The sequence below is a fragment of the Streptomyces sp. NBC_01257 genome, assembly GCF_035917255.1.
In the GTDB taxonomy this organism is placed as follows: domain Bacteria; phylum Actinomycetota; class Actinomycetes; order Streptomycetales; family Streptomycetaceae; genus Streptomyces.
In genome coordinates, this window is sequence record NZ_CP108472.1 from 3,626,610 (window position 1) to 3,645,790 (window position 19,181).

The 19,181-nt window shown below is 70.8% G+C and carries 13 protein-coding genes and 1 rRNA gene; 2 read left to right on the forward strand and 12 right to left on the reverse strand.

Annotated elements, in window-relative coordinates; genetic code table 11:
- Nucleotides 1–37: 37 nt before the first annotated feature.
- Nucleotides 38–1,563: ribosomal RNA gene (locus OG408_RS15340) — 16S ribosomal RNA — on the reverse strand.
- A gap of 696 nt (nucleotides 1,564–2,259) precedes the next feature.
- Nucleotides 2,260–3,267 (reverse strand): stage II sporulation protein M, encoded by a 1,008-nt coding sequence (locus OG408_RS15345; RefSeq protein WP_266779504.1) that lies wholly within the window; start codon nucleotides 3,265–3,267, stop codon nucleotides 2,260–2,262.
- Between the two features lie 119 nt (nucleotides 3,268–3,386).
- On the opposite strand from OG408_RS15345, the gene OG408_RS15350 reads away from it, so the two are divergent.
- Entirely contained in the window at nucleotides 3,387–4,370 is a 984-nt protein-coding gene (locus tag OG408_RS15350) for an RDD family protein (protein ID WP_326670342.1), read from the forward strand.
- Nucleotides 4,371–4,380: 10 nt separating this feature from the next.
- On the opposite strand, the gene OG408_RS15355 is transcribed toward OG408_RS15350, so the two are convergent.
- From OG408_RS15355 to OG408_RS15390, 8 genes are all read right to left on the reverse strand, one after another.
- Nucleotides 4,381–4,992, reverse strand: coding sequence for a hypothetical protein (locus OG408_RS15355; RefSeq protein WP_266779508.1), 612 nt, complete (start codon nucleotides 4,990–4,992; stop codon nucleotides 4,381–4,383).
- Nucleotides 4,993–5,206: 214 nt separating this feature from the next.
- Complete coding sequence (gene ahcY / locus OG408_RS15360) at nucleotides 5,207–6,664, reverse strand: adenosylhomocysteinase (RefSeq protein ID WP_266779510.1); 1,458 nt, start codon at nucleotides 6,662–6,664, stop codon at nucleotides 5,207–5,209.
- A gap of 248 nt (nucleotides 6,665–6,912) precedes the next feature.
- Nucleotides 6,913–7,974 (reverse strand): cation diffusion facilitator family transporter, encoded by a 1,062-nt coding sequence (locus tag OG408_RS15365; RefSeq protein WP_326670344.1) that lies wholly within the window; start codon nucleotides 7,972–7,974, stop codon nucleotides 6,913–6,915.
- Nucleotides 7,975–8,063: 89 nt separating this feature from the next.
- The gene (manA, locus tag OG408_RS15370) at nucleotides 8,064–9,242 is read right to left on the reverse strand and encodes a mannose-6-phosphate isomerase, class I (RefSeq protein ID WP_326670346.1); all 1,179 of its coding nucleotides are present in this window, start codon (nucleotides 9,240–9,242) and stop codon (nucleotides 8,064–8,066) included.
- 102 nt (nucleotides 9,243–9,344) lie between these two features.
- On the reverse strand, nucleotides 9,345–10,481 hold the full coding sequence (locus OG408_RS15375; RefSeq protein WP_326670348.1) for an SIS domain-containing protein: 1,137 nt from the start codon (nucleotides 10,479–10,481) through the stop codon (nucleotides 9,345–9,347).
- Nucleotides 10,482–10,538: 57 nt separating this feature from the next.
- Entirely contained in the window at nucleotides 10,539–10,721 is a 183-nt protein-coding gene (locus OG408_RS15380) for a Trm112 family protein (protein WP_266779518.1), read from the reverse strand.
- Between the two features lie 329 nt (nucleotides 10,722–11,050).
- Entirely contained in the window at nucleotides 11,051–12,427 is a 1,377-nt protein-coding gene (locus tag OG408_RS15385; protein ID WP_326670351.1) for a phosphomannomutase/phosphoglucomutase, read from the reverse strand.
- A gap of 93 nt (nucleotides 12,428–12,520) precedes the next feature.
- Entirely contained in the window at nucleotides 12,521–12,898 is a 378-nt protein-coding gene (locus OG408_RS15390; protein ID WP_266779522.1) for a DUF3499 domain-containing protein, read from the reverse strand.
- Between the two features lie 322 nt (nucleotides 12,899–13,220).
- Between OG408_RS15390 and OG408_RS15395 the strand changes: the two genes are divergently transcribed.
- Nucleotides 13,221–13,649: a metallopeptidase family protein gene (locus OG408_RS15395; RefSeq protein WP_266779524.1), complete on the forward strand. Its 429-nt coding sequence runs from the start codon at nucleotides 13,221–13,223 to the stop codon at nucleotides 13,647–13,649.
- A gap of 37 nt (nucleotides 13,650–13,686) precedes the next feature.
- On the opposite strand, the gene OG408_RS15400 is transcribed toward OG408_RS15395, so the two are convergent.
- Together OG408_RS15400 and OG408_RS15405 are read right to left on the reverse strand one after the other, a co-directional pair.
- Entirely contained in the window at nucleotides 13,687–15,213 is a 1,527-nt protein-coding gene (locus OG408_RS15400; protein ID WP_326670354.1) for a DUF5719 family protein, read from the reverse strand.
- A complete protein-coding gene (locus tag OG408_RS15405) occupies nucleotides 15,210–19,145 on the reverse strand; it encodes a glycosyltransferase (protein WP_326670356.1) in 3,936 nt (1,311 codons plus the stop codon). The genes OG408_RS15400 and OG408_RS15405 overlap by 4 nt, the downstream gene beginning before the upstream one ends.
- Nucleotides 19,146–19,181 lie beyond the last annotated feature (36 nt).

The window sequence follows — 19,181 nt, forward strand, 5'->3', positions numbered from 1 at the left end:
GGCTCTGGATTCCTTGCGGAATCTAGATGCTCCTTAGAAAGGAGGTGATCCAGCCGCACCTTCCGGTACGGCTACCTTGTTACGACTTCGTCCCAATCGCCAGTCCCACCTTCGACAGCTCCCTCCCACAAGGGGTTGGGCCACCGGCTTCGGGTGTTACCGACTTTCGTGACGTGACGGGCGGTGTGTACAAGGCCCGGGAACGTATTCACCGCAGCAATGCTGATCTGCGATTACTAGCAACTCCGACTTCATGGGGTCGAGTTGCAGACCCCAATCCGAACTGAGACCGGCTTTTTGAGATTCGCTCCGCCTCGCGGCATCGCAGCTCATTGTACCGGCCATTGTAGCACGTGTGCAGCCCAAGACATAAGGGGCATGATGACTTGACGTCGTCCCCACCTTCCTCCGAGTTGACCCCGGCAGTCTCCTGTGAGTCCCCATCACCCCGAAGGGCATGCTGGCAACACAGAACAAGGGTTGCGCTCGTTGCGGGACTTAACCCAACATCTCACGACACGAGCTGACGACAGCCATGCACCACCTGTCACCCGACCACAAGGGGGGCCGTATCTCTACGGCTTTCCGGGCGATGTCAAGCCTTGGTAAGGTTCTTCGCGTTGCGTCGAATTAAGCCACATGCTCCGCTGCTTGTGCGGGCCCCCGTCAATTCCTTTGAGTTTTAGCCTTGCGGCCGTACTCCCCAGGCGGGGAACTTAATGCGTTAGCTGCGGCACCGACGACGTGGAATGTCGCCAACACCTAGTTCCCAACGTTTACGGCGTGGACTACCAGGGTATCTAATCCTGTTCGCTCCCCACGCTTTCGCTCCTCAGCGTCAGTAATGGCCCAGAGATCCGCCTTCGCCACCGGTGTTCCTCCTGATATCTGCGCATTTCACCGCTACACCAGGAATTCCGATCTCCCCTACCACACTCTAGCCTGCCCGTATCGACTGCAGACCCGGGGTTAAGCCCCGGGCTTTCACAACCGACGCAACAAGCCGCCTACGAGCTCTTTACGCCCAATAATTCCGGACAACGCTTGCGCCCTACGTATTACCGCGGCTGCTGGCACGTAGTTAGCCGGCGCTTCTTCTGCAGGTACCGTCACTTTCGCTTCTTCCCTGCTGAAAGAGGTTTACAACCCGAAGGCCGTCATCCCTCACGCGGCGTCGCTGCATCAGGCTTTCGCCCATTGTGCAATATTCCCCACTGCTGCCTCCCGTAGGAGTCTGGGCCGTGTCTCAGTCCCAGTGTGGCCGGTCGCCCTCTCAGGCCGGCTACCCGTCGTCGCCTTGGTAGGCCATTACCCCACCAACTAGCTGATAGGCCGCGGGCTCATCCTTCACCGCCGGAGCTTTTAACCTTCCCCCATGAGAGAGAAAGTATTATCCGGTATTAGACCCCGTTTCCAGGGCTTGTCCCAGAGTGAAGGGCAGATTGCCCACGTGTTACTCACCCGTTCGCCACTAATCCACCCCGAAGGGCTTCATCGTTCGACTTGCATGTGTTAAGCACGCCGCCAGCGTTCGTCCTGAGCCAGGATCAAACTCTCCGTGAATGTTTTCCCGTAATCGGGTAGACACACACGAGAGCGGAACGGTCAGGTCGGAATAAGACCGACCGTTCACTGTGTCCTCGCTGTGTTCATTGCCTACCAGGCCGGTAAAGACCTGCTAGGACTTTCAAAGGAACCTCGAACCTGCCGAAGCAGGTCGGGGTATCAACATATCTGGCGTTGACTTTTGGCACGCTGTTGAGTTCTCAAGGAACGGACGCTTCCTTTGTACTCACCCTCTCGGGCTTTCCTCCGGGCGCTTCCCTTCGGTCTTGCGTTTCCGACTCTATCAGACTCTTTCGTGTCCGATTCCCGGTCGAAGCGGGCCTCGCATTTTCCGCTTTCCAGTTCTTCGCTTTCGCGTTTCCCTTTCCGGCGGTTCCAACCTTACCAGACTCATTTCGTTCCGTTTCCGGTTCGAATTTGAATTCTGGTGGCCGTTGAAGTGGCCTTGCCTTTCGGCTGATTCGACTTTATCAGAAGCATTTCGGCCGAACTAATCGGCTTCATGTTCCAGAGAGTGGGAATCAACGGCTCTGCGGAAATCCAATTTCCGGTAAGAGCGAAGCAAATCTAACCTGCTGGGCCCGAACTTGTCCAGTTCGAGGCAACCGTTTGAATCTACCTCCCCCAGTCCTCCGTGTCAACGGTTTTTTGGGGCGAGGAGGAGACTAGCAGCTCAGCAGGGGCGTACGCACATCAGGTGGCGACCGGCAGCTCGGCACTTCGTTCGGCTGCTGCGAGGTCGCCCGCGTCACCGGCTCGGGCCGCTCGGCCGCCCAGGATGTAGACGTAGGCGAGGAAGGCCAGCTCGGCCGCGATACCGATGGCGATACGAGCCCAGGTCGGGAGGCCCGAGGGGGTGACGAAGCCTTCGATGACGCCCGAGACGAACAGGACGACGGCCAGTCCGATGGCCATACCGATGGCTGCTCGTCCTTGTACTGCCAGGGCCGTACGCCGGGTGTGCGGTCCGGGGTCGATGACCGTCCAGCCCAGGCGGAGGCCCGTACCCGCCGCGACGAAGACCGCCGTGAGCTCGAGCAGTCCGTGCGGCAGGATCAGGCCGAGGAACGTGTCGAGCCGCCCCGCCGACGACATCAGACCGATGCCCACGGCCAGGTTGAGCACGTTGACGAAGAGGATCCAGATCACCGGGACGCAGAGGAACGCGCCCAGGACCAGGCACATGGCGGCGGCCTGGGCGTTGTTCGTCCAGACCTGGGCGGCGAACGAGGCCGCCGGGTGGCTGGAGTAATACGTCTCGTACTCCCCTCCCGGACTGGTGAGCCGGCGAAGGTCCTCCGGGGCGGCGATGGCCGACTGGACTTCCGGATGGGTTCCGATCCACCAGCCCATCAGCGCGGCCAGCAGGGCGGAGAGGACGGCCGTGGGTATCCACCAGTGCCGGGATCGGTAGACCGCTGCGGGGAATCCCGCCGTGAGGAAGTGCGCGGCATCGCGCCAGGAGGCGCGGCGGGTTCCCGTCACCGTGGAGCGGGCCCGGGCCACCAGTTGCGTGAGACGCGCGGTGAGCAGCGGGTCGGGCGCGCTGGACTGGATCAGGGAGAGATGGGTGGCCGTGCGCTGGTAGAGGTCGACGAGTTCGTCGGCTTCCGCGCCGGTGAGCCTGCGGCCGCGGTGCAGGAGGTGGTCCAGACGGTCCCACTCGATGCGGTGGGTGTTGACGAAGACGTCGAGGTCCATGGGCGGCTGCTGCTCCAGGCATGGGTGCGTACGGGTCCGTACAACTGCGGCGCGTTGCGGGTCAGCTTGGCAGACTGTGGGCGCGAGGGGCAGGGATGGTCGGCGAAGGGTGGGCGGCGATGAGTGAGCTGGTGACCGGGGACGCGGTCGTGCTGGGGTTGCGGCCGGCGAAGTTGCCGAGCCGGGCGCTGGCTCTGGTCATCGATCTGGCGGTGGTGGGGACGGTCTTCGTCATGGTGTCGATCGGACTGGCCATCGCGACGGCCACGCTCGACGACGCCGCGGTGGCCGCGGTGTCCGTCGCGACGTTCCTGCTGGTTCTGGTCGGGGGCCCGATCGCGGTGGAGACGCTCAGCCACGGCCGTTCACTGGGGAAGCTCGCCTGCGGGCTCCGGGTGGTGCGGGACGACGGGGGGCCCATCCGGTTCCGGCATGCGCTGGTGCGCGGGGCGATGGGCGTCGTGGAGATCCTCGCGACGCTCGGTGTGATCGCCTCCGTCGCGTCCCTCGCTTCGGCGCGCGGGCGGCGGATCGGGGATGTGTTCGCGGGGACGCTCGTCGTACGGGAGCGGGTGCCGGCGGGCAGGGCGGCTGCCGTGCCGCCTCCCCCTCCCTGGCTGGTCGGGCGGTTCGCCGGACTGGACCTGTCGGCGGTGCCCGATGATCTGTGGCTGGCGGTACGGCAGTACCTGACGCGGATGCACCAGCTGGACGCCACCGTGGGACGGGCCATGGCCGAACGGCTGGCCGGAGAGGTCGCGGCACGGACCGGGGTTCCGGCGCCGGAGGGTGTACCCGCCGCCGCGTTCCTGGCCGCTGTGGTGAACGAGCGGCAGGTGCGCGATGCGCGCCGGGCGTTCGCCGCGGTCCGGGGGCCTGGAGCGGGTTCCGTCGGAGGACCTGTGGGGGGTTCTGCGGGGGTTCCTGTCGGGCCTGTCGGTGTATCCGGAGGGCCGGTCGGTACGGAGTCCCTGCCGCTGCCCCTGTCTCAGCCGCAATCTCGACCGCGGTCTCAGTCTCGGCCTCGGTCTCAGCCGGGGAAGACGGCTGCTCCCGGTGCGGAGGTCCGGCCCGCGGCCACCGGATTCGCCCCGCCCGCCTGAGCGATGGGCCTCAGCGGTCCGAGGGCGGGGACTCCAGCTCTTCGAGCTCGATGCCAGGGGCCGACAGGACCACGTCGCCGGCGATGTGGACGCTGTGCTGCTCACCGGTGTCCAGGGCGCTGACCTGGTATTCGTCCACGGTCAGGGGGCCGTTGTCAGTGGGGTGCGCTTCACTGTTCACCAGGGCCCAGGACTGGTCGACGGTACGAGGGGCGAGGACCGGGTCCGTGAAGGTGACGACGCGGAGTCGGGTCGAGGGGGAAGCGGGGGTGAGGCGGAGCAGCCGTGCGGTGGCGACGAGGAATGCGGGGGACGTGCCGGCGAAGGCATGGGCGCGGACATTGCCTTCGGTGGCATGGGTGCCGGTCGGGTCGGTGCGTACCCAGGTGACGCCTTCGAGGGCGGCGCCTCGGACCTGCCAGCTCGCGGCATGGAGTTCGAGACGGATGGGGCGGCCGAGTTCGTCGAGTGTGAGATCCACGGATCCGAGGTGATCGCCGGACGGGGCGGTCGTCTGGGAGACGTAGCGCCAGCCGGAGGGGCCGGGCGCGCAGTGGAAGTGTTCTTCGCCGAGGGGGGTGTGGTCGTGGAGATCGTGGAGCGAATATCGGCCGCGGGGCATGGGGTCCTTCGGGTTCCTCGGGCTGTGCGGGTGCGGTACGGCGCAGGCCCCCGACACGGGGGTGCGGGGGCCTGCGTACGTAGCTGCTGCTGAGTCACCGGTCCTGCGGACGCGCGCGCGTCCGCAGGCACTGCGGGGGCTGCCGGTGGCCGGTCGTCACTGACCGGTGGTGAAGTGACGGGTCACCGGCAGGCCGTCGCAGGTGGTGAAGGTGTCAGTAGCGGTAGTGGTCCGACTTGTACGGGCCCTCGACCTCGACGCCGATGTACGCGGCCTGCTCGGGGCGCAGCGTCGTCAGCTTCACGCCGAGGGCGGCGAGGTGGAGACGGGCGACCTTCTCGTCGAGGTGCTTGGGCAGCACGTAGACGTCGGTCGGGTACTCCTCGGGCTTCGTGAACAGCTCGATCTGGGCCAGGGTCTGGTCCGCGAACGAGTTGGACATGACGAACGAGGGGTGGCCGGTGGCGTTGCCCAGGTTCAGCAGGCGGCCCTCGGAGAGCACGATGAGGACCTTGCCGTCAGCGAACGTCCAGGTGTGGACCTGCGGCTTGACCTCGTCCTTGACGATCCCGTCGATCTTCGCGAGGCCGGCCATGTCGATCTCGTTGTCGAAGTGGCCGATGTTCCCGACGATGGCCTGGTGCTTCATCCGGGCCATGTCGGCGGCCATGATGATGTCCTTGTTGCCCGTCGTCGTGACGAAGATGTCGGCCTGCTCCACGACGTCGTCGAGGGTGGCGACCTGGTAGCCGTCCATCGCCGCCTGCAGCGCGCAGATCGGGTCGATCTCCGTGATGATCACGCGGGCGCCCTGGCCCCGCAGGGACTCCGCGCAGCCCTTGCCCACGTCGCCGTAGCCGCAGACGACGGCGGTCTTGCCGCCGATGAGGACGTCGGTGGCGCGGTTGATGCCGTCGATCAGGGAGTGGCGGCAGCCGTACTTGTTGTCGAACTTCGACTTGGTGACCGCGTCGTTGACGTTGATCGCCGGGAACAGGAGGGTGCCGTCACGGTGCATCTCGTACAGCCGGTGCACGCCGGTCGTGGTCTCCTCCGTGACACCACGGATCTCGGAGGCCAGCTGGGTCCACTTCTGCGGGGACTCACCGAGGGTGCGGTTCAGCAGGGTGAGGATGTACGCGTACTCCTCGCTGTCCGCGGTCGACGGGTCCGGAGCGGCGCCCGCCTTCTCGAACTCGACGCCCTTGTGGACGAGGAGGGTGGCGTCACCACCGTCGTCGAGGATCATGTTCGGACCACCGGTGGGGGTGTTCGGCCAGGTCAGGGCCTGCTCCGTGCACCACCAGTACTCCTCCAGGCTCTCGCCCTTCCAGGCGAAGACCGGGACGCCGGCGGGGGCGTCCGGGGTGCCGTTCGGACCCACGGCGATGGCCGCGGCTGCGTGGTCCTGGGTGGAGAAGATGTTGCAGGAGGCCCAGCGGACCTCGGCGCCGAGGGCGACCAGGGTCTCGATCAGCACGGCGGTCTGCACGGTCATGTGCAGCGAACCGGTGATGCGGGCGCCGGCCAGCGGCTGCGCGGCGGCGTACTCCTTGCGGATCGACATCAGGCCGGGCATCTCGTGCTCGGCGAGGGTGATCTCCTTGCGGCCGAAGGCTGCGAGGGAGAGGTCGGCGACCTTGAAGTCCTGTCGATTGGCGACCGTCGTCATAACGGGGCTGCTCCTCGTGATGGGTTCGAGGGTGGGTAGGGCGGCTCTGCGGCGGCGGGCACACGAATGCCCGAGCGCTCGCAGCGCAGTCCGTCGGAGGCCCTCTCTCCCTCGGCCGGTCCGGCGTACGGACCGATCGACCGCCATCAGCAGCGACGTCTGACACTGCGGTCGAATCTACACCGAACGGCCCAGCCGCTCCCAGCCCACCGGGTCCAGGAGCGGCCTCATCGGGGTATCGGGTGCGGTCAGTGGCCGGAATCCGTCGGTTCTGCCGGGGTGTCGGGGGTGGCGGATGCGTCCGGGGTGCCGGATGCGTCCGGGGTCTGGTCGGACGAGGGGACGGCCGGGGAGGACCCGCCCGGTTCCTTGGCCGGGTTGGTGCCGGCCCTGGCCGCCGCCTCGTTGTAGATGTCCGGCTCCAGGTAGATGACCCGGGCGATCGGCACGGCCTCGCGGATACGGGACTCCGCGGCGTTGATGGCGTTGGCGACCTCGGTGGCGGTGTCGTCGTGCTGGACCGCGATCTTGGCTGCGACCAGCAGTTCTTCCGGGCCGAGGTGGAGCGTACGCATGTGGATGATGCCGGTGACGGTGTCGCCGTCGACGACCGCGGCCTTGATCTTCTCGACCTGGTCGGTGCCGGCGGCCTCACCGAGCAGCAGGGACTTCGTCTCGGCCGCCAGGACGATCGCGATGACGATCAGCAGGATGCCGATGCAGAGGGTGCCGATGCCGTCCCACACGCCGTCGCCGGTTCCGAGCGCCAGGCCGACGCCGGCGAGGGCCAGGACCAGGCCGATCAGCGCGCCGAAGTCCTCCAGCAGCACGACGGGAAGCTCCGGTGCCTTCGCCCGGCGGACGAACTGGGTCCAGGTGAGGGCGCCGCGGGTCTCGTTCGACTCCTTGATCGCCGTACGGAACGAGAAGCTCTCGGCGATGATCGCGAAGACCAGAACGCCGACCGGCCAGTACCAGGCCTCGATCGCGTGCGGGTGCTTGATCTTCTCGTAGCCCTCGTACACCGCGAACATGCCACCGACCGAGAACAGGACGATGGAGACGAGGAAGGCGTAGATGTAGCGCTCGCGCCCGTAGCCGAAGGGGTGCTGGGGGGTGGCCTCGCGCTTGGCCTTCTTGCCGCCGAGCAGCAGCAGGCCCTGGTTGCCCGAGTCGGCCAGCGAGTGAACGCTCTCCGCGAGCATCGACGACGAGCCACTGAACAGGAACGCCACGAATTTGGCCACTGCGATCGCGAGGTTGGCGCCGAGTGCCGCCACGATCGCCTTGGTTCCGCCTGACGCACTCATGGGTGCCTGGTGTCCCTTCGTTCGGTGCTGCGGCTCCGGCGGCCGCGGTACGGCCGGACATTGTTGCAGTCCATGGTGCGGACGGTACGTCAGGCCACCACAGTGGCGCGGAACAGCGTGCCCGTACCGGACACTTCGGCCTTCTCGCCGGCCGGTACGAACACCGAGTCGCCCGGTACGAGGCCGAGCTCGCCGACCTTGGGCGCGCCCGCCGTGCAGAGCAGGATCTGGGGCGTGGCCGCGGCCAGGTCGACCGGGGCGGCGCCGGGTGAGAGGTCGAAACGGGAGAGCCGGAACTCGTCGACCGGCGTCTCGTACAGCTCCTCGCCGGACGGGGACGCCTCGGGCCGCAGGATTCCCGGATCGGTCGCCTCGAAGCGGACGATGCGCAGGAGTTCGGGTACGTCGATGTGCTTGGGCGTCAGCCCGCAGCGCAGCACGTTGTCCGAGTTCGCCATGATTTCGACACCGAGGCCGCCGAAGTAGGCGTGCGGGACTCCGGCGTCGAGGAACAGGGCCTCTCCGGGCTGGAGTTGTACGTAGTTCAGCAGCAGGGCCGCGACGACGCCGGCGTCGCCCGGGAAGTGGTGCGCGGCGCGTGCGTACGGGGCGTAGCTGCCGCCGATCCGTTCGGCGGCGGCCGCCACGGCCGTCACCGTCTCCGCCATCTGTGCCGGGTCCGCGGTGAGGATCGCCGTGAGGACCTCCCGCAGGGCCGCCTCTTCGGGGTGGGCGCGGAGCAGATCGGCGTACGGCTTGAGGGAGTCGACGCCCAGCGCCTCCATCGCCTCGGCCGCCTCGACGGGCCGGCGGAAGCCGCACAGGCCGTCGAAGGGGGTGAGCGCGCAGATCAGTTCGGGCTTGTGGTTGGCGTCCTTGTACACGCGGTGGGGGGCGTCGATCGGGACGGACCGGCGCTCCTCGTCGGCGTATCCCTCCTGTGCCTGGGCGAGGTCGGGGTGGACCTGGAGGGAGAGCGGGGCACCGGCGGCGAGGAGCTTGAGGAGGAAGGGCAGCCGGGGGCCGAACTTCTCGACGGCGGGCCGGCCGAGTTCGCGTGCCGGGTCGGCGGCGATGACGTCGGTGAGGGCCTGCTCGGCGGGAGCGGTGTCTGTGCCGGTGCGGGTTATCCGGGAGGGGGCTCCCGGGTGCGCGCCCATCCACATTTCCGCCTGGGGTTCGCCGGTGGGGGCGACGCCGAGCAGGTTCGGGATGGCCGTGGTGGAGCCCCAGGCGTACGGGCGCACGGTGTTGGAGAGCCGGTCCATGGAAATCGTCCTCGTGCCTTGTGAGATGCGTGGCGGTGTTGTGCTGCGTAGCGGTGTGGTGCGCGTGAGGGGGGTGGTGCGTGTGTGGGGTGGTGCTGTGGTTCAGGCGCGGGCTGCCGAGGCGAGGGCCAGGTAGACGGCGGCGAAGTCGGTGACCGCGAGGAGCTCCGCGAGGGCTTCGAGCTTGGTGCCCTCCTCCGGTTCCAGCTCGCTGATCGCGGTGTCGTGGCCCAGGGCCAGCTCCCGGGCCGCGGGGGCCGCGCTCAGGCCGCCGGTGGGGCGGTCGCGGAGCAGGACGACGCGGGCGTGGAGGGGTTCGGACTCCTCGACCCGGTCGCGGAAGAAGTCGTCGGGGTCGGCCCCGGCGGCGAACGCGCCCGCCAGCAGGGCCCCGTGGGCGGGAAGCGCCTCGGGGAGTTCGGCGGCGAGGGCCGGGCGGCCGGACAGCTCGGCCAGCACCGCGGCGAACCGTCGCCCGACCGGGCCGGCGGCGTCGCCCTCCGTCCAGATGAGGGGCAGGCTGTCCGCGAGTTCGGCGGCGAGGGTCTTGGCCGGGTTGCTGTACGTGGCGATCGCCGGTCCGCAGCGCTCCGCCGTGCGGTCCAGGCGGTCGGCGACGCCCTGCAGTACATCGGCGGGGGCGGTGACCAGGCCGACGCGGTCGAGGAGCGCGAGCAGCGGGGTGAACAGGGCCCAGAGCGTGCCGGGGCCGGCCGCCGAGGTCTCGGCGTCGTACTCGCCGTGCGGGGCGGAGGCCATCGGTACGACGAGGCCGTGCACCCCGTCGACCGCCTCGCGCAGCGGTGACTGCCGGGGCGCGACGGCGACGACGGTGCAGCCGCGGCGGTACGCCTGCTCGGCGAGGAGGGCGAGGCCCGGTTCGGAACCGTCGGCCGTGACGACGAGGAGCAGATCGACGGAGCCGGCCCAGCCGGGCAGCGTCCACCGCATCGCGCCGGCGGCCGGGGCGACGCCGGTCGGGTGGATGCGTGTGACCGGGGCGGAGGCGCCGGCCAGGGCCGCGATCAGGTCGGCGACGCCGGTCGCGGCGGTGCCGGAGCCCGCGACGAGGACGGCGCGGGGGCGGCCCTCCGGGTTCAGCGCGCTGATGCCGGCCTCCGTCGCGTGCCGGGCGGCGGTGCGGACCCGGGCCCCGGACTCGGCGGCGCCGCGGAGCAGACCGCGGCGGTCGGCTCGGGCCAGGGCTTCCGGGGCGTCGAGCAACGACTCGTCGAGCATGGGGACGGTCCTCCGATCACGTGCCGATCACCGTGCGGGGTGTGGGCGTGGGCCCGGTTACGCGGGGCGGCGGGCCTCGTCGACGAGGAGGACGGGGATGCCGTCCCGCACCGGGTAGGCCAGGCCGCAGTCATTTCCGGTGCAGATCAGTTCCGGGCTGTCGGCTGCCGACCGGTCGTCGAGCGGGGAGTGGCAGGCCGGGCAGGCCAGGATCTCCAGGAGGCCGGCTTCGAGCGGCATGGGGTGGGTCCCTTCGGGCGGTCGGGCGTTGGGGGCGGAGTGGGTGGTGCGGTGTGTTCTTCGGCTGTGCGGTTGATCTTGTTCTGCCCTTGTGGATCGGGCGAGGTCAGCCTACCGCCGGGGTGGCGGGGGCGCGGCCTGGCCCGGCCGGGGGTGGGGGCGGTGCGAGGGGGTGGGGGCGGGTGGGGTGCGCCTGCGGCGGGCCTGTTCCCCTGCCCGCCCCTTCCCGTGACCGGGGCTCCGCCCCGGGCCCCGCTCCTCAACGCCGGAGGGGCTGACATGTGCCGGTGGGGCGCAGGTGACGGGGTGCCGCGCCCCCGTCCGGCTCCTCAGTCGTTGGTCCGTGTGCGGATCAGGTTCAGGACCTCGTCGCGTACCGCTTCCATCGTCTCCTCGTCGTCCGCCTCGACGTTCAGGCGCAGCAGGGGTTCCGTGTTGGAGGGGCGGAGGTTGAACCACCAGTCCGGGGCGGTGACCGTGAGGCCGTCCAGGTCGTCCGTGGTCACGTTCTCGCGGGTGCCGAAGGCTGTGCGTACGTCCTCCGTGCGGGCCTGCTGGTCGTCGACCGTGGAGTTGATCTCGCCCGAGCCGGTGTAGCGGTCGTACTGGGCGACCAGGGCCGAGAGGGTTCCCTCCTGGCCTCCCAGGGCGGCCAGGACGTGGAGGGCGGCGAGCATGCCCGTATCGGCGTTCCAGAAGTCGCGGAAGTAGTAGTGCGCGGAGTGCTCGCCGCCGAAGATCGCGCCGTGCGTGGCCATCTCCGCCTTGATGAACGAGTGGCCGACCCGGGTGCGGACCGGGGTGCCGCCCTGTTCGCGTACGACCTCCGGGACCGAGCGGGAGGAGATCAGGTTGTGGATGATCGTGCCCCGGCCGCCGTTGCGGGCCAGTTCGCGGGCCGCGACCAGGGCGGTGATCGCGGACGGGGAGACGCCGGCGCCCCGCTCGTCCACGACGAAGCAGCGGTCGGCGTCGCCGTCGAAGGCCAGGCCGAGGTCGGCGCCCTCGGCCAGTACCCGAGCCTGGAGGTCGACGATGTTCTTCGGGTCGAGCGGGTTGGCCTCGTGGTTCGGGAAGGTGCCGTCCAGCTCGAAGTACATCGGTACGAGGTCCAGCGGCAGGCCGGCGAGGACCGTCGGGACCGTGTGGCCGCCCATGCCGTTGCCCGCGTCCACGACCACCTTCAGGGGGCGGATCGCGGACAGGTCGACCAGGGACAGCAGGTGGGCGGCGTAGTCCGTGAGCGTGTCGCGTCCGGTGACCGTGCCGGGGGTGGCGGCCGGCTGCGGTGCGCCGGACTCCGACCACTTCTCGACGAGGGTGCGGATCTCGGCGAGACCGGTGTCCTGGCCCACCGGGGCCGCGCCCGCCCGGCACATCTTGATGCCGTTGTACCGCGCCGGGTTGTGCGAGGCCGTGAACATCGCGCCCGGCAGGTCCAGGGCTCCCGACGCGTAGTACAGCTGGTCGGTCGAGCAGAGGCCGATCAGGGTGACGTCGGCTCCGCGGGCCGCCGCGCCCCGGGCGAAGGCTCCCGACAGCCCGGGGGACGTGGGGCGCATGTCGTGGCCGACGACGATCGCGTCCGCCGCAGTCACCTCGACGAACGCCGCCCCGAACAGCTCGGCCATCGCCTCGTCCCACTGGTCGGGCACGACTCCGCGCACGTCGTACGCCTTCACGAGCTGCGACAGATCTGCGGTCACGGGCCGGTCCTCCTGAGGTTTCTTCGGACCGCCAAACTACCCGGCGGTCCGGAACGCCTCATGCGCCGGATACTCCGGGCCACGGCTCCAGGTTCAGGACTCGGGTGAGCGGAGCACGCGCAGGTGGCCCCGGCGGCCGACCTCCATCGGGTCCGCGGTGCGCGGACCGCCGCCCCTGGTCCCGTCCGCGCGGTCCTGCGGACGCGCGGCTTCCCGCACGGCGTTGGCCAGGGCTTCGAGGTCGTCACCGCTGGGGCGGGTGGGTGCGGAGGGGTCGGAGAGCCGGACGACCTCCCAGCCGCGGGGCGCGGTCAGGCGCTCGCTGTGCTCGGCACAGAGGTCGTAGCAGTGGGGCTCGGCGTAGGTGGCGAGCGGGCCGAGGACCGCAGTCGAGTCGGCATAGACGTACGTCAGTGTCGCGACGGCAGGGCGGCCGCACGCGGTGCGCGAACAGCGACGTACAGGGCTCACGATGTTGGACGGTACCGCACTCTTGAGCGGGCTGCGACGACTCTCCCTCAGGTCACCCCACCGTGTCGCCCTGTGATGCCGGGCACACCCGCTTCCCGGGCAACTCCCCTGACCTGCACGGGGGGAGAGGGGCGCGGACGGCGTCGACAACGATTCCGGTCACCACTTGGCGCAAAACCTGACAAACAGTGGTCGGCCGACGGTCGGGAGCAGGGCCTGAAACGAGTCACGGCGTGGCCGGAACGTTCAGAAACGGACAGGTGGGTTCCCCGCCGGACAGCGGCGGGCCCGTCACCCGGCGGAGGGTTACGCTGCGTCAGTGATGGACAGTCCCGTACCGCCCCTCCCGTCCGAGCCGCGACCGCGGCGCCGAGACCGACACGGCCGCGGCATGCGCGGGCCCGTCGCACCTCCGCAGGTGCCGCTGTCGGCCAGCAGGGCGGACAGTTTCCGTGATCTGGTGCAGGACTCGGTGGAACGGCTGGAGCGGCGCTGGCCGCAGCTGGCCGAGGTCGACTTCGTCGTCCTCGACGTGCCGGGGACCGCGGAGGAGACCGTGCCGCTGGGCGTCGCGCTCCCCGCGCAGAAGGAACGGCCCGCGCAGATCGTCGTCTACCGGCGCCCCGTCGAGATCCGCACCAAGAACCGCGACGAGCGGGCGATGCTGGTGCACGAGGTCGTGGTGGAGCAGGTCGCGGAGCTGCTCGGCCTCTCGCCGGAGTCGGTCGATCCCCGGTACGGGCAGGAGTAGCCGTCCCGTACGGCCACGCCCGCCCGTCCCCTCCGCGTCAGTCGTCCAGGACCGACAGGTCCTGTTCGGCGGCCGGGACCTCGACCGTTCCGCCGTCGTCCGGCAGCGTCTGCACCGTGAACATCGGGATGCCGTCCAGCGGGACCGACAGCGTGCGGGCGGCGTGGACCGGGCCGCCCGACTGCGTCTCGACGGTCAGCGCGTACGTGCCCTTGAGGCCGGCCGGTACGGGCGGCGTGACCGCGAGGGTCGTACCGGCGCCGACCTGGTACGTCTTGCTGACCGGGGTGCCGCCCTTGCTGCCCGCGGACGCCGTGACCTTCACACTGCCGGCGGCGCCGGGTGCGGTGAGCGAGAGGACCGAACCCTTCGCCCGGTTGTCGGCGGCGGTCGCCTGCGCGCCCACCGGGCCGGTCGCCGGGATGTAGCCGACCTCCTGCTTGTCGCCCTTGCCGCGGACCACGCGCAGCGCGGCCACCACCGGAGTGGTCTTGCCATCGGCGGGCTTCAGCAGCAGGGAACCCGCCTCGCCCCTCGTCAGGTTCTTCAGGTCGACGCCGGCGGTCATCCGCGACTTGACGTGCAGGTCCTCGTGGCCCGCCGGTGAGATCGCCCCGGTCTTGCCGAGCAGCTTCAGTTCGAGGTCGGCGTCGTCCTCGCCGGGGACGAAGGCGACCAGCCGTACGGAGGTGGCGTCCGCCGGGATGCCGGGCAGGACCAGGGTGCTCGCCGGGTCGGCGGAGGCCGTGAGCCAGTCGCTGCCGTTCTCGCTGTCCGCGGCCCTGACGACCGCGCCGACGCGTCCGGTGCGCGTGGTGACGTGGACGGTCACATCGTCGGCGGCCTTGCTGGTCAGCGTCGAGATGAGGACCCGGACGCCGGACCTGGCGGGGACGGTGATGCCCTCGCCGACGTCGGACTTGAGCGTGCCGTCCGGGCCGTACAGCTCGATGTCGGCGACGGCGGCGGTGTCGTCCGGGTTGGTCAGGTGGACGTAGTCCTCGCGGGACTTCGCCGTGCTCGCGGCCGGGAACCAGAAGTCGGTGTCGGGCGCGGTGCAGCTGACGCCGAGCAGGCCGCGGGAGTCGCCCGCCTCGACGGTGGTGGTCTGCTGGGCGGTCCAGCCGGGGGCCAGCCGGCCCGTGGCGGTGCCGACGAGTGCGGGGGCGTCCCCGCCGGACGCCTCGGCGGTGGCCGGTTTCCCGGGTTCCTTGAGGGAGACGACCGGCTTGTCCGGGTCCGCCTTCTTGGTCTTCTTGTCCTTGTCGTCCTTGTCCTTCTTGGTGTCGGCGTCCTTGACGGCCGTGGACCCGAGTTCGGCCGCCCCGGCCGTTCCGTCCGCGCCGCCGCTCTTCGCGAGCGGGGTGAAGGAGGTGTACGTCGTCTCCGCGAGATCGGACAGGCCGGGGGCCGGGCAGAGCAGGCTGGACCGCTCCACGGGCAGCCGCTCGGCCGCCCTCGCCTGCGTCGTGCCCCCGTCGCCCGGTGCGGTGACCGCGGCGAATCCGGTGACGGCGGCGAGGGCGACGGCCCCGGCGATGAGGGACAGGCTGGTGGACTTCACTCGGACTCGCCTCGCGATGTGTTGCCGGTCGGCCACGGGTTCTGGCCCGGGGCGGGGTTGTCGTCGGGGTTCTCGTCGGGACTGTGCGGCTGGTTCCGCGGGTCGTACGGGGCCTGGCCGCCGTACGCGCCCTGGTCGCCCCCGTACTGGCCCTGGTCGTCGTACTGGCCCGCGCCGTACTGGCCGGTCCCGTACGGGTCACCGGTGCCGTAGGGGGCGGCGTTGCCGTACGGGTTGTCGGGGTCGTACGTCCCGCTGTTGTCCTGCGGGGCGTTGCCGTACTGGGCCGGGTCGTACGGGGCGTACTCGCCCTGCTGCTGGGGATAGCCGAACGCGTCGTAGCCACCGGTGCCGTCAGGCTGCTGCTGCGGCTGTTGCCCGGCCGCGTACTGGCCTTCCTGGTACTGGCCCTCCTGGTACTGCGGGTAGCCGGCGCCCTGGTACTGCTGGGCGTCCCACTCGCCGTACTGCTGCTGCGGCACCGCCGCGTACTGGCCGGTGTCGCCTTCGGACTGCTGGGGGACGAAGACGTGTCCGTCGTCGTCGGCATCCCGCGACGGTTCCGGGACGGTGGCCTGCGGGCCGGTCTGCTGGTCGGGGACGTACCCCGCCTGCTCCCCCGCACCCGGGGTGTCGCCGTCCTCACCCTGCGCCTCGCCCTCGGCCAGCGCGGCCGCGCGGAGCCTGCGGGCACGGCGGCCGTCGCCGGACAGCGCCTCGGCGGGGACCGCCACGGCCTCCTCGGGCAGGTCGTCGTCGATCTCGCGGCGACGGCCCGGCAGGGCCAGGACCAGCAGGACCACGGCGAACGCGGCCTGGGCCCAGATCCACACGGAGTGGGTGAACGGCGTCTCGTACGTGAGGTCCAGCGTGCCGCCCTCGGTGGGCAGCTCGAAGCCCTGCGCCCAGCCGTCGACGGTCTTGCGGGTCAGCGCCCGGCCGTCGAGCGTGGCCTGCCAGCCGGGGTCGGCGGCGTCGGCGATCCGCAGGACCCGGCCCGCGGCGCCCTCCGGGATCTTGGTGTGCGCCTCGACGGGGGCGGACCCCACCGGCAGCGACTCGTCACCCGCGGCCGACGGGACGATCATGATCCGGGCGACCTGACGGTCGACCCGCCACAGCGCGCTGCCGTCGAGCTGGCTGAGCCGGCTGAGTCCCGGCGTCGCGTCGAGCACCCGGCTCATCTGCTTCGGCGCCCCGTCCCGGACGAGGACGTAACGGATCGCGAAGCCGCTGAGCTGGCTGCCCTGGTCGGCGCCGGAGCCCGCCACGAGGTTGGCGACGACCTTGTCGAGGTGGCCGTTGCCGCCACCGGCCGCGGCCAGTTCGGCGTCGCCCAGCCGCGCGCCGGAGCCGCGGACCAGGGTGTACGCGACGGAGGTGGGCGAGGTGCCGCCGAGCACCAGGGTGCGCGGCTGGTCGCGGGTACCGCTCTCCTCGGCGACGAACGCGGGCACCTGCACCGGGTCGCGGCGCTCCAGCGGGCCCGCGGCGCCGCCGATCATCCAGCCGACGGCGGCCAGCAGGGGGGCGATCCCGGCGGCGAGCGCGATCAGGACGGCGACCGGCTGGCGCCAGCCGAAGCTGAGCTCGGCAACGCGGATCCGGGCGCCGTCCGCGCCGACCAGCGCGGCGGCGATGAGCGCGGCGCCGTAGACGAGGGTGGCCGGTCCGGCCCAGCCGGAGCCGTTGGCGAGCCCGGCGAAGGCCAGGGCCACCAGGGCGACGACCCAGGCGGTCCGGGCCGCGAACTGACGCTCCCCGCGCAGCAGCGCGGCCAGGGCCGCGAGCACGATGCCGAGGAGCAGGACGCCGCCCGCCGCCTTGGGCCCGCCGGGGCTGATCCCGAGCAGGTCCAGTGCGGAGGCCGAGCCCGAGCCGGTGTCCAGGCCCGCTTCGTCCAGGAAGCGCGACGGGCTGGTCAGCAGGGACAGCGACCAGGGCGCGAGAACGAGCAGCGGGGTGCCGATCGCAGCGAGAAAGCGCAGGCCGTAGGCCGTGATGTCGTTGCGGCGCAGCGCCAGCACACCGACGCCGAGGACCACGGCGAGCGGCCACACGACGGGGGTGAACGCCATCGCGAGGGTGAGCAGCAGTGTGTACGCCCAGGTGGCGCGCCAGCTGCCGCGTACGTCGCCGCCGCCGCTGCGCAAGCCGTACGCGGAGACGGCCGTGCGCGCGATCAGCGGGAGCAGGACGGCGAGGACCGCGGTGCCGAGGCGGCCGGTCGCCAGGGCGCCGGTCGCGGCGGGCAGGAACGCGTACGCGACGCTCGCCCAGGCCCGCAGCAGCCGCGAGGGCAGCAGCGGGCGCGAGACGAAGTACGCGGTGAGTCCGGCGAGCGGGACCGAGCAGACCAGCAGCAGGGTGAGCGCGAAGCCGGTGGAGCCGAGGAACAGCGCGGACAGCGCCGAGATCACGGCCAGGTAGGGCGGGGCGGTCTGGGTGCCGCCGGTGCCGACGGTGTGCCAGCCGTCCGCGTAACGGCCCCACAGGTCGGAGACATCACCGGGTGCGGGCAGCAGGGCGCCGCCGGCCAGTGCGCCGCCGCCGAGGAGGCTGCGGCAGGCGACGAGTGAGACGAGGAGCAGAACGGCGAAGAGCACCGGGCCGGGCTTGCGGCCGACGCGCTTGAGGCGGGCGAACTGGTCGATCTCCAGGAAGTCGGCGTCGTCGCCGCCCGGACCGGACTCGACGGCGCCGTGCCGCGAGCCGCTCGCCTCGGCCTCCGCGCCGCCGCCGAAGTTCCCGGCGACCTGTTCCACGGTCGCGCGGACGGTGGCGCCGGGTGCGGGGAAGAGGCCGCGCAGCTCGGCCGGGTCGACGGCCGCCTTGCCGCGCCGGCTTCGTGCGCTGAGGATGCGGCCGGGGCGCAGCAGGGTGCCGAGGAGGCCGGTGACCTCGTCGAGTGCCTGGCCCGGCACCTTGCCGACGAGATAGGCGAGCGTCCGCAGCAGGGTGCCGAGCACGAGCCGCAGCAGCACCCAGGGCAGTCGCTTGCCGGGGGCGTTGACGAGCATGGTGTAGACGGCGCCGGCCTTGTCGACGCGGTGCGGGCTGGAGACGGAGCGCCCGGCGCAGTCGATGGGGCGGCGCTCGCGGGCGGACGCCTCGGCGTGCCGCAGGACGGCGTCGGGGGCGACCAGCACCCGGTGGCCCGCCATGTGGGCGCGCCAGCACAGGTCGACGTCGTCACGCATCAGGGGCAGCCTGCGGTCGAAGCCGCCGAGCTCCTCCCAGACGTCCCGGCGGATCAGCATGCCGGCGGTGGAGACGGACAGGACGGTACGGACCTGGTCGTGCTGGCCCTGGTCCTGTTCGCGCCGGTCGAGTCCGGTCCAGCGGCGCCCGCTGTTGGCGATGGAGACGCCGACTTCGAGGAGCTGGCGGCGGTCGTACCAGCCGCGGAGCTTGGGTCCGACGATCGCGGCGTGCTGGTCGTTGTCGACGACGCGGAGCATCTCGGCGAGGGCGTCGGGTTCGGGTGCGCAGTCGTCGTGGAGCAGCCAGAGCCACTGCACCGGCTCGCCGTGCGGCAGTTCGGGCAGGTCGTAGGCGTCGTCGCGCCAGGACCTGGTGACCGGGTCCCAGCCGCTGGGGCGCTTGAGGTACGGCAGGTCGTCCGGGGTCAGGACACCGGCGGTGCGGCTCGCCTCGTCGACCGCGGTGCCGAAGCTCGTACGCCTTGCGAGGTGCAGGACACGGTCGGCGCCGAGCGCCTCGGTGACCAGTCGCGCGGAGTCGTCGGCGCTGCCGGTGTCGGCGGCGACGACGTTCTGTACGGGGCGTTCCTGCCCGAGCAGCCCGGAGAGCGCGTCGGGCAGCCAGCGTGCGCCGTCGTGGGAGACGAGCACGGCGGTGACGACGTGCCGGGGGAACTCTGGGGCGGCGGCGGCCGCGTACGGCGCCGTTGCTTGGCTGTGCACGGACATCGAGGTACGGGCCCTCCGGCCGGGTCCGGGGGACGT

Coding starts and splice junctions, on each gene's coding strand:
- OG408_RS15345 (WP_266779504.1), bottom strand. CDS start 3,267: ATGGACCTCGACGTCTTCGTCAACACCCACCGCATCGAGTGGGACCGT.
- OG408_RS15350 (WP_326670342.1), top strand. CDS start 3,387: ATGAGTGAGCTGGTGACCGGGGACGCGGTCGTGCTGGGGTTGCGGCCG.
- OG408_RS15355 (WP_266779508.1), bottom strand. CDS start 4,992: ATGCCCCGCGGCCGATATTCGCTCCACGATCTCCACGACCACACCCCC.
- ahcY (WP_266779510.1), bottom strand. CDS start 6,664: ATGACGACGGTCGCCAATCGACAGGACTTCAAGGTCGCCGACCTCTCC.
- OG408_RS15365 (WP_326670344.1), bottom strand. CDS start 7,974: ATGAGTGCGTCAGGCGGAACCAAGGCGATCGTGGCGGCACTCGGCGCC.
- manA (WP_326670346.1), bottom strand. CDS start 9,242: ATGGACCGGCTCTCCAACACCGTGCGCCCGTACGCCTGGGGCTCCACC.
- OG408_RS15375 (WP_326670348.1), bottom strand. CDS start 10,481: ATGCTCGACGAGTCGTTGCTCGACGCCCCGGAAGCCCTGGCCCGAGCC.
- OG408_RS15380 (WP_266779518.1), bottom strand. CDS start 10,721: ATGCCGCTCGAAGCCGGCCTCCTGGAGATCCTGGCCTGCCCGGCCTGC.
- OG408_RS15395 (WP_266779524.1), top strand. CDS start 13,221: ATGGACAGTCCCGTACCGCCCCTCCCGTCCGAGCCGCGACCGCGGCGC.
- OG408_RS15405 (WP_326670356.1), bottom strand. CDS start 19,145: ATGTCCGTGCACAGCCAAGCAACGGCGCCGTACGCGGCCGCCGCCGCC.